Below are 11,977 nucleotides of genomic sequence, written 5' to 3' on the forward strand. Positions count from 1 at the left end.
GGACGCCTTCATTTCCGCGCGGAATGAACAGCGGTGTGCGCACGCAATCCAGCTTTCAGGAGCCCAATGAACGCCGTCCAGAGGTTCATCAGAAGCAGAGTGCTTTTGCTGACCGCGTCCATTTTGATCGTGGCCATGTGCCTGTCCGTGCTGGTGCAGGGCCAGTCGCAGGCCGCGCTGAACCGCACCGTTGACCAGAACTCCCGGGGGCTCTACGACGTCCTCGTCCAGGCCAAGGCCGACGACAACGGCGGGCTCATGCAGCCCGAAATCGCCACCGGCCAGGGCGGCATCAGCTTCGAACAGCTGGACTCCATCCGCAAGCTTTCCGGCACCTCGGTCGCGGCTCCGATCAGCCTCGTTTCCCGGGTCTCGCAGAACCTCGAAACCCCGCGCCTCGACGCTACCGACTACCTCGGCTACAACGCCGGACTGGCCGGCACCGCCGGTGACCCCAGCGCCACCGATCCGTCCAAGTGGCCCGCCGCCGAGTCTGTCCTGAGCGACACGGCCAAGAAATACCGCCTCACCGCCAGTGCCGTGAAGTCGGACGGCACGTCCGATCAGACCCTGTTCAAGACGACCGCCGAGGGCTCCCTCGGCAAGGCCAAGCTCATCGAAGAGGAAGTGGCCGGCGGCAAGAACGTCCGGATCGCGGGCCCGGAAGGCGAGACCGGAATCAAGTTCCCCGCCCCGGCCGGCGGCTCGGAGCACAACCTGTTCAACCTCTCGGTTTCGCTGCCGCTGGCCCCGCAGGTGACCGAGTCCGTCGTCGCCGTCGATCCGGTCTCGGAGCGCGCGCTCCTGGGCGGCTCCGGCGACTTCCTCGCGCCGCTGGAGAAGGCGCCCCCGGCCGACGCCCGCAATGCCGGCGCGATCGGCCGCCACTTCGAAAGCCTCTTCACCAGCGGCATCAGCATGGAACAGCTCAAGGAAGGCCCCGACTTCCTTGGCGTCAAGCTGAAGTACTGGGCCCCGCTGATGACGCAGTACCAGCAGGCCAAGCGCGCCGGTCAGCTGACCGACGATTCGCAGGCGATTCCGCTGATCGTCCGGTCCGGCACCTCCCTTGACCTCAAGTACTCCGTCAAGATCGAGGAAATCGACGACGCCGGCAACGTCACCAAGGACGTCGGCACCGTGACCCGCTCACTGGACAAGGACTACCTTCCCTTCGTCTCCAAGTCCCCGTTCGCCCTGGAGTGGCCCGGATCCAAGGACCTCTCCAAGCTGCTCGGCGACACCGGCAGCTTCGGCCAGGGCCTCTACAACCCCGCGACCTGGAGCACCGACTTCGCCGCCGCGCCCAAGTACAAGGACGGAAAGACGGCCGGCAACGGCGCCGTCGACAAGTCCGCGGTCCCGGGCGACTGGGTCACCGTCAACCGGCTGCCGGAGAAGGGCGCCAACGACGCCCCGGTGGACCAGACGCAGCGCACCCCGGTCGACGAGCGCTCCTACCGCGAAAACCTTGCGACCGGGAAGAAGCCCGCCACCCCGCTGGCCATGGTCTACGGCACCTTCGATCCAGCCAAGGTCCAGGAAGCGGCCGGCGACGTCAACCGGCTTCCGCTCGGCGGCTATGACCCGACCCCGTTCACCCTGACCAAGGACGCCGACGGCAAGGACGTCGAAAAGACCGCCCTCAAGCCTTCACTCAGCGGTACCGGCCTGGTCAGCCAGTCGGCCGGCGCCATCACCGACTACTACGGCCTGGCCGCGGCCCGCGGCTACGAGAAGAACGCCTCCGTGATCGACGCCGTGCGCGTCCGTGCCAAGGTCGACGGCAGCTGGAAGCAGGCCCAGCCCGAGGTCGAGAAGCTTGCCAGCGAGATCCGCGACATGGGCCTGCAGGCGACCGTGGTTGCAGGCTCGGCCCGCGAGGACGCCAGCATCTTCGTGCCCGGCTACTCCAAGGACGACGCCGGCAAGGAGTCGCCGCTGGGCACCGTGCAGCAGTCCTGGGTTCGCCAGGACGCCGCCGACGCGGTCTCCGGCTCGCTGACCGGCACCAACCTCACCCTGCTCTTCCTGACCCTGTGCGGGGCCGCCCTGCTCACCGGCGCCTCCACCGTCAGCTATGTCCGCAAGCGCCGCCGCGAGGCCGGAACGCTCCGGGCCATGGGCTGGACGCAACGCAAGATCCGGTCCTGGGTGCTCGCCGAGTTCGGCGTCGGCGCGGCACTGCTGGCCGTCGCCGGGATCGCCCTGAGCCTGCTCAGCTGGAACCCTGCCACCGCGGTCGTCTCCGCTTCGGTCCTGGTCCTCTACTGCGGCGCCGCCTACTTCGCGGCGCAGCAGCTGCGGCACCGGGAGGTCATCGACCAGGAACCGCAGCACGATGAACGGCTCATCCCCGTCGATTCGCCGCTGACCTTCGCCAGCCGGCAGCTGAGCACCAACAAGTTCAACACCGGCTCCCTCGCCGTCGCCGTCGGCGTCTTCGGTGCCGCGGTGGGCGGACTCGCCGCGCTGCTGATCGACATTCCGCGTGCCGCGGGCGCCAGCGCCCTCAGCGGACTGGCCGCGGCCAGTATCGCGATGCCGAGCATCATCCTGGGCGTGTCCGGCGTCGCCGTGGGCCTGCTGTTGACCATGGTCACCGGACGCTTCGAACTGGGGGCCAAGCGCCAGTATCTCGGGATCCTGCAGGCGATGGGCTGGAACCCGGACATGCTGGGCCAGGTCCGCTTCTTCGAAAATGCCATGGTGGGAGCCATCGCCGTGCCGCTGGGTGTCCTTGGCGCCCTGGGCATTGGCTTGCTCCTCGCCCCCTATGCCGCACTCTGGGCCGGAATCGCCGGACTCGTGGCTGTACTTTGCTGGATTCCGATTGCAACGAAAGTGGTCCAATGACTAACGAGCTGAACCTGACCAGGGCGGCCCGGAACCGGATGCCGGAGAGCACCGGGAACGGCGGCCACCAGACCCGCGCCAACACGATCGTGAAGGCCACGGACCACGCCACACCGCTGGAACTGAGCAACATCACCATCCACTACGGCGGCGGCAAGGGCGGCGCGGAGGCGGTCAACGTCGTCGACGACTTCAACATGACGCTGCACGCCGGCGAAATGCACTGTGTCGCCGGCCGCTCCGGCTCGGGCAAGACCAGCATCCTGACCGTCGGCGCGGGCCTGACCCTGCCGACGTCGGGCCGGGTGTTCTGGGAAGGCGACTCGCTCGAAACCATGGGCGACGACGAAATCGCCGACCGCCGCCGTGCGCTGATCGGGTACGTCGACCAGGGCGGCGCCCTGATTGACGGCATGAGCGCGCTGGAGAACGTGCTGCTTCCGGCCGTCCCCGACGGCGAAGTGGAACAGCGCCGCGACATGGCCAAGGACCTCCTGGACCTCGTCGGCCTGGGCCGGCGCATGCGCCACCGTCCCGCCCAGCTCTCCGGCGGCGAACGCCAGCGCGTCGCAATCGCCCGGGCCTTGATCCTCGGCACCCGCGTGCTGGTGGTCGACGAGCCCACCGCGAGCCTGGACCGCACCTCGGCCAACCGCATCATCAGCATCCTCAAGGACACGACGTCGGACGGCATCGCCGTCCTGGTCGCTTCACACGACCACGAACTTGTCCGCCAGAGCGATACCCTGACCGAACTGATCTAGGTTAATAACGTGACGCCTTCCGAAAAAACCCCGTTCTACATCACCACGGCCATCAGCTACCCCAACGGCGTGCCGCACATCGGCCACGCCTACGAGGTCATCGCCACCGACGCGATGGCGCGGTTCAAGCGGCTGGACGGCTATGACGTGTTCTTCATGACCGGCACCGACGAGCACGGCCTGAAGATGCAGCAGACGGCGGAAAAGGAAGGCATCCCGGTCAAGGAGCTTGCCGACCGCAACTCGGCCGCGTTCCGCCAGATGAGCGATGATCTGGGCATCTCGCTCAGCCGCTTCATCCGTACCACGGACCCGGACCACTACGAGGCGGCCAAGGCGCTCTGGCAGCGGATGGAAGCCAACGGAGACATCTACCTCTCCAAGTACGCCGGCTGGTACTCGGTCCGCGACGAGCGCTACTTCGTCGAGGACGAGACCGAGGTCCGTGAAGACGGCCTCCGCTACGCCTCCGAAACCGGCACCGAGGTGACCTGGACCGAGGAGGAGAGCTACTTCTTCAAGYTCTCGGCCTATCAGGACAGGCTGCTGGCCCTCTACGCGGACCACCCGGACTTCGGCGCCCCGCACAGCCGCTTCAACGAGGTCATCAGTTTCGTCAAGGGCGGCCTCGAGGACCTCTCGATCAGCCGGACGTCCTTCAAATGGGGTGTGCCGGTGCCGGGCAACCCGGACCACGTCATGTACGTCTGGGTCGACGCGCTGACCAATTACCTGACCGGCGTCGGCTTCCCGGACACGGGTTCGGAGAGCTTCCGGAAGTACTGGCCCGCCGACGTCCACGTGATCGGCAAGGACATCTCCCGGTTCCACGCTGTGTACTGGCCGGCATTCCTGATGTCCGCCGGGCTGGAACTGCCCAAGCGTGTGATGATCCATGGCCACCTGCACAACCAGGGCATCAAGATGTCCAAGTCGCTGGGCAACGTGGTGGCGCCGGCTGACTGGGTGGCGCAGTACGGACTGGACCAGGTCCGCTTCTTCCTGCTCCGAGAGGTGCCGTTCGGCGCTGACGGCAACTACAGCCACGACGCGATTGTCGGTAGGATGAACTCGGACCTGGCGAACAACTTCGGCAACCTGGCGCAGCGTTCCCTGTCCATGGTGGCGAAGAACTGCGAGGGCCGCGTCCCGGTCCCGGCCGGCTTCAGCGCAGAGGACGCCGCACTGCTGGGCCAGGCCATGGGCCTGCTGGGCATCGCCCGCGCAGCGTTCGAGAAGCAGGAATTCAGCCGCGCGCTCGAAGCCATCTGGAACGTGCTCGGCGACACCAATGCCTACTTCGCCGAGCAGGCTCCGTGGGTGCTTCGGAAGACCGACGTCGAACGCATGAACACCGTTCTGTACGTCACCCTCGAAGTGTTGCGGATCGTCGCCATCCTCGCCCAGCCGGTCATGCCGACGGCGGCCGCGGCCATCCTTGACAGCCTGGGCCAGTCCGAAGGGGAAGCCCGCGACTTCGCTGCCCTGGAGACCCCGATCGAGGCCGGGACGCCGTTGCCCGCCCCGGCCCCGGTGTTTCCCAAGTACGAGGAGCCCGCAGAGGCGTAGCCCCAGCTGATCCCCCGCACCACCCCGCGAGGTGACAGTTCACGGCAGTGTTCGCCCGGAACACCGCCGTGAACTGTCACCTCGCTTTCTTGCGCCCAAGTAGTTTCCCTTTCGTAACGGGTGCTCCGGGAGTGAAAGCGGGCAGAGATTACTCGGGACTCTCCGAGTTGCCCCGGCATACGGTTACGGCGTTAGCGGTCTGATGAAGCCCTTGGGGGAGTAACTCATCACTCACCCTCAATGTTCCAGACCGGGACTCGCACACCCGGTCGCCGATGTTGCTCCGCTGGGTGCCGTCAGGTCGAAAGTCGACTCGTGATGGAGCAACCAAAAATGAGACGAACTATCGCAACAATGGGGATTTTAGGTCTGGCACTGCTGGGTTCAGCGGGCACGGCCAACGCCGCTGCTGTCGGCGGCGGTGACACCGGGAGCGGGGAAGTGACATCCTCGCCCGGCACGGGCGGCCCTGGCCAGGCGCCTGGCGCCGGCCAGCCCGACAACCCGGGCGCACCGGACATCGCGGGGGCACCGGACATCGCGGGGGCGCCGGATGCGCTGCCGGGTCCGGTGACCATCCCGCCCGTGGCCTCGGGTACGCCGGACAACTCGGAGAAGCCGGACCCCCTGCCGGGGCCCGTGACGATCCCGCCAGTGGCCGATCCGCCGGCCAACGGCGGGACTCCAGAGACTCCGACCGTTCCGGTGACCAACCCGCCGGCAAACGGCGGAACGCCAGACAATTCGCACCAGCCGGGTGACAAGCCGGACGGCTCGCACAAGCCGGGTGACAAGCCGGGTGACAAGCCGGACGGCTCGCACAAGCCGGGCGACAAGGGCGACCATGGCGAGCACGGCGACCACGGCGACAAGGGCGACCATGGCGACCACGCAAACTGGCCCGGCAAGGACGATAAGTGCGAGCCGGGTGACCGTGGCGACAAGGGAAACCACGCCGGCTGGCCGGGCAGGTGGGATAGGGGCGACCATGGCGACACGGCCGACCGCGCCGACTGGCAGAACAAGTGGGACAAGGGCGACCGCGGTGACAAGAGCGACCATGGAGACAGGGGAGACCGCGCCGACTGGCCGAACAAGTGGGACAAGGGCGACAAGGGTCATCACCACGGCGATGACTGCGACTGGCCGGGCAAGTGGGACAAGGACGAGTGTGAGGATCCGCCGGCACACGAGCCCAAGAACCCGCCGGCTGTGAAGCCCGCAGCGCCGCCCGCAGCGAAGCCTGTGGCACCGCCGACCGGCGCGGCCCAGGGTGCTCCCGTGGTCAACATGGGCTTCAACGTCCAGACGGCGGTGGCCGGCACTCCCAGTGCCGGAATTCCGCTTTGGCTCTCCGTGCTGACCGGACTCCTGACAGCGGGGGCCGCAACGGCCCTGCTCCGGGGCATGGTCCGGAGCGGTAACGCCAACAGCTAAGGAAAGATGCGGGCCGGTTGCCGTTGTGCAGCCGGCCCGCACAGCTACTGCCCTCGAGCAAGCACTGCACCAGGAGCTCTCATGGCCCTTCGCCGTAATGCCGATCATTCCGTCGAGACGGCACCGCGTGGACTGCTGCTGGGTGGCCGGGACAAACTGGTGCTGGTCGCCTGCATCGTTGGGCTGCTGGCGGCGTGGCTCGTCTACGCGGCCTTCGGTCTCAATGCCGGAGGTAGCGGCGCCGCCGGGCCCGCAGCGGGACCCATTCCTACGGCCACCGCAGCAGCGCAAAGCCCGGTTCCGTCCGCCCCTGGACCCACCTCGTCTGCTCCACAAAAAGCAGCCCCCAAGGCGGCCGTCCGACGCACCGCCCCGCCGGCGCCGGGCCCGGCTGCGGCCGCCCCGCAGCGCATTTCCTATCCCGCAGCGCGGATGGACGTGGTGATTCATCCCCTGCAGCCCAGCCAGAGTGAAGCTGCAAGCCAGAGCATCGTTCCTCCCGAAACCATGGACGGCTACTGGCTCACCCCCTTCGGCGTGCCAGGTGTCGGGTCGACAAACACCACCTACGTCGTCGGCCACAGCTGGCAGGGCGTCGACGCGCCCTTCAACCACCTGAGCACGATGGCCGCACCCGGCGACAAATTGACGGTACAGACGGCCACCGGCGTCATCACCTACAAGGTGGATTCCGTGACCACCTACCTCAAATCGGGCCTGAAGGACAGCCCCATCTGGTCCGTCGTCCCCAATCGACTGGTCCTGATTTCCTGCTATACCGGGGACCTCTGGGGAAAGAACGTGACCGTGGTCGCGTCCCCGGTTGCGGCCGGCTGAGGATTCCCCGCCGCTCTTCCGAATATTGAGACAATTTGACCAGCATGTGGATGCCTTGGCTACCCTGAAAACATGAGCGCATCCACGATTGATCTCGCAGTCATCCCCGGCGACGGCATTGGCCCGGAAGTTACCGCCGAGGCACTAAAGGTCCTGGAGAAGGCCGCCGCCGCCGAAGGCATCGACCTGAAGCAGACCCACTACCAGCTCGGCGCCCAGCACTGGCTGGAGACGGGGGAGACGCTGCCGGCGGAAACCCTCGCCGACCTCCGTACCCGGGACGCCATTCTCTTCGGCGCCGTGGGAGCCGCCCCCGGCGACACCCGGATCCCCTCCGGGATCATCGAACGCGAACTGCTGCTCAAGCTGCGCTTCAGCCTGGACCACTTCGTGAATCTGCGCCCCTCCAGGCTGTATGCCGGCGTCGGCAGCCCGCTCGCGAACCCGGGCAACATCGACTTCATCGTGGTCCGTGAAGGCACCGAGGGGCCCTACGTCGGCAACGGCGGGACTTTGCGGGCCGGCACCCCGCACGAGGTCGCCACCGAGGTCTCGCTGAACACCGCCCACGGTGTGGAGCGTGTGGTCCGGGATGCCTTCCGCCGCGCCAACGAGCGCCCGCGCAAGAAGCTGACCCTGGTGCACAAGCACAACGTCCTGGTCTTCGCCGGGCACCTCTGGAAGCGGACCGTGGAAGCAGCGGCGCAGGAATTCCCCGAGGTCAGCCACGACTACCTGCACGTGGATGCTGCCACGATCTTCATGGTCACCGACCCGGCGCGCTTCGACGTCATCGTCACGGACAACCTCTTCGGTGACATCCTCACCGACCTTGCCGCCGCTATCACCGGCGGCATCGGCCTCGCAGCCTCGGGCAACATCAACATGGACCGCACCGCGCCGTCCATGTTCGAGCCGGTCCACGGATCGGCGCCGGACATTGCCGGCCAGCAGAAGGCCGACCCCAGCGCGGCCATCCTGTCCGCAGCGCTGTTGCTGGACCACCTGGGCTACGCAACTGCGGCACGGAAGATCGAGGCGGCCGTGGCCGCCGACGTCGAAAGCCGGGACGGCAGTTACCGGAGCACCGCCGCCGTCGGCGACGCGATCGCCGCCGCCCTCTGACACCCGGGCGTAAGCTTGTTGCGAATCACCAAAATGCTGCCGTGGTCCGAGGATGAACCACGTTCATACACCAGGCAGCCGACCGTGGAGGAACCATGACCCAGACTGCCCATGGCGTCGAATTCAGCCAGCGGCTCTCGGCAACCCCGAAGTCCGCTGAAGAGCGTGCAGCCATCCTGGCCAACCCGGGATTCGGCGACCATTTCACCGACCACACCGCGATCGTCGACTACAGCGTCGACGCCGAGGGCAAAGGCGGCTGGCACGATCCGCGGATCGAACCCTACGGTCCCATCATGCTTGATCCTTCCGCAGCGGTCCTTCACTACGGCCAGGAGATCTTCGAAGGGCTCAAGGCCTACCGCCACGCCGACGGCTCCATCTGGACGTTCCGGCCCGAAGCAAACGCCGCGCGCCTGAACAAGTCTGCGCGCCGGCTCGCCCTCCCGGAGCTTCCGGAGGAATACTTCCTTACCGCCATCCGCGAGCTCGTGTCCGTGGACCGGGAATGGGTCCCTTCCGGCGACGGCGAGGCCCTCTACCTGCGCCCCTTCATGATCGCTACCGAGGCCTTCCTGGGCGTCCGGGCTGCCCGCGAAGTGTCGTTCCGCGTCATCGCCTCTCCGGCCGGCAACTACTTCGGCGGCGAACTGAAGCCGGTTTCCATCTGGATCTCCCGCGAATACGCCCGTGCCGGCCGCGGCGGCACCGGCGCCGCCAAGTGCGGCGGCAACTATGCAGCCTCCCTCATTGCGCAGCAGGAAGCCGAGGCGCACGGCTGCAAGCAGGTCCTGTTCCTGGACCAGTTCAACGACAACGCCGTCGAGGAACTCGGCGGAATGAACGTCTTCTTCGTGATGAAGGACGGCTCGCTGGTGACCCCCGCGCTGTCCGGGACCATCCTGGAGGGCGTCACCCGCTCCTCCGTGATGCAGGTCGCCCGGGACATGGGCCGCGAGGTCACCGAGCGCAAGATCACCCTGGATGAGTGGCGCGACGGCGTCGCCTCCGGCGAGATCACCGAGGTCTTCGCCTGCGGCACCGCAGCCGTCATCACCCCGATCGGCGTGCTCAAGGACGATACCGAGTTCATCGGCTCCGAGGACGCCAAGGCCGGCGAGACCACCATGGCCATCCGCCAGCAGCTGCTCGGCATCCAGACCGGGACCGTGGAGGACACGCACGGCTGGCTGACCCGCCTGGCGTAGCCCGCAGCAACAAGTACGACGGCGGTCCGCACCTTCGGGTGCGGGCCGCCGCAGTTTGCGGCCGCCAGCCAACACACCCTTAAGGTCCGGAAGTCCCTGTTTTCCTGCCGGCCGCAGCGCCACACTGGAGCCATGACTGGGCTGATACAGGTTCTGGGCATCGTTTTCGGGATCGTCCTGATCGCCGTCGGCATCCTGGAGTCGTTTTTCTTCCGTGAACAGCGGTTCTACCGGCTCTTCCTGATCGAACCGGAAGACGTCGCGGCGGTGCGGATGTGGACCTTCAACCTCGGCTTCTACAACATGATCTGGGGCGTGGGCGCGATTATCGGTGCGCTCATGCTGACCGGTGCGGAGCCGGCGGCCGGCCGAACCCTCCTGTTATTCACCGCCGTCGGCCACGTCCTGCTGGGCATCATTCTGGTCCTGTCCGAGCGCCGGCTCTGGGCCAGCGCCCTCGCCGAGGCCCTTCTGCCCGCCGTCATTGTCGTCCTGCTGCTCCTTTGAGCGTCCCCGGTGGGAAGATGGAAGAGTGATTCCCGATGATGCCCGCGCCCTGGTCCGCAGCACCGAGCTGACGCGGTTCCGCCTTGCCCCGAACCCGGGTCCGATGAGCCTGCACGGCACCAACTCCTACGTCGTGGCCGCCCCCGGCTCGGCCGGCGTCGTGGTGGTGGATCCGGGACCCCTCGACGAAGACCACCTGCGCGAACTGACCCAGTACGGCGCCGTCGAACTGATCCTCATTACGCACCGCCACGCCGACCACACCGCGGCCGCGGCACGCTTCGCCGAACTCACCGGAGCCCCCGTCCGCGCCGCAGACCCCGCACACTGCCACGGGGGAGAGCCGCTTCGGGAGGGCGAGGTGCTGCATGCCGCCGGGGTGGAAATCCGTGTGCTGGCGACACCTGGCCACACCTCCGACTCGGTTTGCTTCCACCTGCCCCAGGACGGAGCCCACGGCGCCGTCCTCACCGGGGACACGATCTTAGGCGTCGGCACCACCGTCCTGGATTACCCCGACGGCAAGCTGGGGGACTACCTCGAGTCCCTGGACCGGCTGGAAAGCCTGGGTCCGGCCACCGTCCTGCCCGCCCACGGCCCCATGCTTCCGGCGCTGGACAGCATCGTCCGCGCCTACCGGGACCACCGGCAGGACCGCTTGGCCCAGATCCGCGCCGCCCTCGCCGGGCTCGGAGCGGAGGCGGGCGTCGAAGAAGTGGCCGACGCCGTCTACGCCGCCGTCGACCCGGCTGTCCGGCCCGCGGCGGAACTGTCCGTCGCCGCCCAACTCGATTACCTGCGCTCACGTGGCCCCTCCTGAATCGCGCAGCCCGGGGCTTGCCGCCTGAGACGGTACGCTAGGAACCATGCGTATCGCCCGGTTTGTAGTCGATTCTGATCCCATGTACGGCATTGTTGAGGGCCAGCCCGGCAGTGAGGAAGTCACTGTCATCAATGGTGACCCCTTCTTCCACGGTGTGGAGCGGACCGCCGTCAAGCACAAGCTGGAGGACGTCCGCCTCCTCGCCCCGATCATCCCGCGCAGCAAGGTCATCGGCGTCGGGCGCAACTTTGTGGAACACGCCCGCGAGCTCGGCAACGAGGTGCCGGCGCAGCCGCTGCTCTTCCTCAAGCCCAACACCTCGGTGATCGGCCCCAACGATCCGATCATCCTGCCGGAGTTCTCCGAGGAGGTCTCCTTCGAAGCCGAGCTGTGTGTCGTGATCGGCCGGATCTGCAAGGACGTCCCGGAGGAGCGCGTCGACGACGTCGTCTTCGGCTACACCTGCGGCAACGACCTCACCGCCCGGGACGTCCAGAAGACCGACCTGCAGTGGGCACGGGCGAAAGGCTTCGACACCTCGGCGCCGCTGGGCCCGTGGATCGAGACCGAACTGGACACCGAGGACCTGCAGATCCAGGGCCGGCTTAACGGCGAGCTCCGCCAGGACGGCAGCACCAGCCAGATGATCCGCGGCGTCCGCGAACTCGTTTCCATCGTCTCGCAGGCCTTCACCCTGCTCCCCGGCGACGTCATCATGACCGGCACCCCGGCCGGCGTCGGCCTGGTCAAGGCAGGAGACCGGTTCGAGGTCGAGATCGAGGGCATCGGCCGCCTCTCCAACCCGGTGGTCCGCCGCTAACCGCCCAGCGCGGAACAAAACCGCGCCGATT

At 67.3% G+C, this 11,977-nt stretch carries 10 protein-coding genes; all 10 read left to right on the forward strand.

The features are described from left to right. Window positions 1-66: 66 nt before the first annotated feature. The 10 genes from AC1DGE_RS07480 (at window position 67) to AC1DGE_RS07525 (ending at window position 11,946) form a co-directional block, all read left to right on the forward strand. Window positions 67-2,856: an ABC transporter permease gene (locus AC1DGE_RS07480; protein ID WP_441417433.1), complete on the forward strand. Its 2,790-nt coding sequence runs from the start codon at window positions 67-69 to the stop codon at window positions 2,854-2,856. Then, entirely contained in the window at window positions 2,853-3,620 is a 768-nt protein-coding gene (locus AC1DGE_RS07485) for an ABC transporter ATP-binding protein (RefSeq protein WP_346960862.1), read from the forward strand. Before AC1DGE_RS07480 ends, AC1DGE_RS07485 begins: the two co-directional genes overlap by 4 nt. Window positions 3,621-3,629: 9 nt before the next feature. Then, window positions 3,630-5,189, forward strand: a complete 1,560-nt coding sequence (metG, locus tag AC1DGE_RS07490; protein WP_476917198.1) for a methionine--tRNA ligase — start codon at window positions 3,630-3,632, stop codon at window positions 5,187-5,189. A gap of 354 nt (window positions 5,190-5,543) precedes the next feature. After that, window positions 5,544-6,626, forward strand: a complete 1,083-nt coding sequence (locus AC1DGE_RS07495; RefSeq protein ID WP_476917199.1) for a hypothetical protein — start codon at window positions 5,544-5,546, stop codon at window positions 6,624-6,626. A gap of 81 nt (window positions 6,627-6,707) precedes the next feature. Then, window positions 6,708-7,463, forward strand: a complete 756-nt coding sequence (locus AC1DGE_RS07500) for a class F sortase (RefSeq protein WP_476893362.1) — start codon at window positions 6,708-6,710, stop codon at window positions 7,461-7,463. Between the two features lie 72 nt (window positions 7,464-7,535). Beyond that, window positions 7,536-8,588, forward strand: coding sequence for a 3-isopropylmalate dehydrogenase (locus AC1DGE_RS07505; protein ID WP_476917200.1), 1,053 nt, complete (start codon window positions 7,536-7,538; stop codon window positions 8,586-8,588). A gap of 95 nt (window positions 8,589-8,683) precedes the next feature. Further along, window positions 8,684-9,796, forward strand: a complete 1,113-nt coding sequence (locus tag AC1DGE_RS07510) for a branched-chain amino acid aminotransferase (protein WP_441417438.1) — start codon at window positions 8,684-8,686, stop codon at window positions 9,794-9,796. Between the two features lie 132 nt (window positions 9,797-9,928). Then, entirely contained in the window at window positions 9,929-10,303 is a 375-nt protein-coding gene (locus AC1DGE_RS07515) for a DUF1304 family protein (protein ID WP_441417439.1), read from the forward strand. Between the two features lie 25 nt (window positions 10,304-10,328). Then, entirely contained in the window at window positions 10,329-11,123 is a 795-nt protein-coding gene (locus AC1DGE_RS07520) for an MBL fold metallo-hydrolase (protein ID WP_441417440.1), read from the forward strand. A 46-nt stretch (window positions 11,124-11,169) separates the two neighbouring features. Further along, complete coding sequence (locus AC1DGE_RS07525) at window positions 11,170-11,946, forward strand: fumarylacetoacetate hydrolase family protein (protein ID WP_441417441.1); 777 nt, start codon at window positions 11,170-11,172, stop codon at window positions 11,944-11,946. Window positions 11,947-11,977 lie beyond the last annotated feature (31 nt).

Source organism: Arthrobacter sp. 05N425, from assembly GCF_056397125.1.

What these genes read in the sequence shown, in the direction of transcription:
- AC1DGE_RS07480 (WP_441417433.1), top strand. Translation starts at nt 67, where the DNA reads ATGAACGCCGTCCAGAGGTTCATCAGAAGCAGAGTGCTTTTGCTGACC.
- AC1DGE_RS07485 (WP_346960862.1), top strand. Translation starts at nt 2,853, where the DNA reads ATGACTAACGAGCTGAACCTGACCAGGGCGGCCCGGAACCGGATGCCG.
- AC1DGE_RS07495 (WP_476917199.1), top strand. Translation starts at nt 5,544, where the DNA reads ATGGGGATTTTAGGTCTGGCACTGCTGGGTTCAGCGGGCACGGCCAAC.
- AC1DGE_RS07500 (WP_476893362.1), top strand. Translation starts at nt 6,708, where the DNA reads ATGGCCCTTCGCCGTAATGCCGATCATTCCGTCGAGACGGCACCGCGT.
- AC1DGE_RS07505 (WP_476917200.1), top strand. Translation starts at nt 7,536, where the DNA reads ATGAGCGCATCCACGATTGATCTCGCAGTCATCCCCGGCGACGGCATT.
- AC1DGE_RS07510 (WP_441417438.1), top strand. Translation starts at nt 8,684, where the DNA reads ATGACCCAGACTGCCCATGGCGTCGAATTCAGCCAGCGGCTCTCGGCA.
- AC1DGE_RS07515 (WP_441417439.1), top strand. Translation starts at nt 9,929, where the DNA reads ATGACTGGGCTGATACAGGTTCTGGGCATCGTTTTCGGGATCGTCCTG.
- AC1DGE_RS07525 (WP_441417441.1), top strand. Translation starts at nt 11,170, where the DNA reads ATGCGTATCGCCCGGTTTGTAGTCGATTCTGATCCCATGTACGGCATT.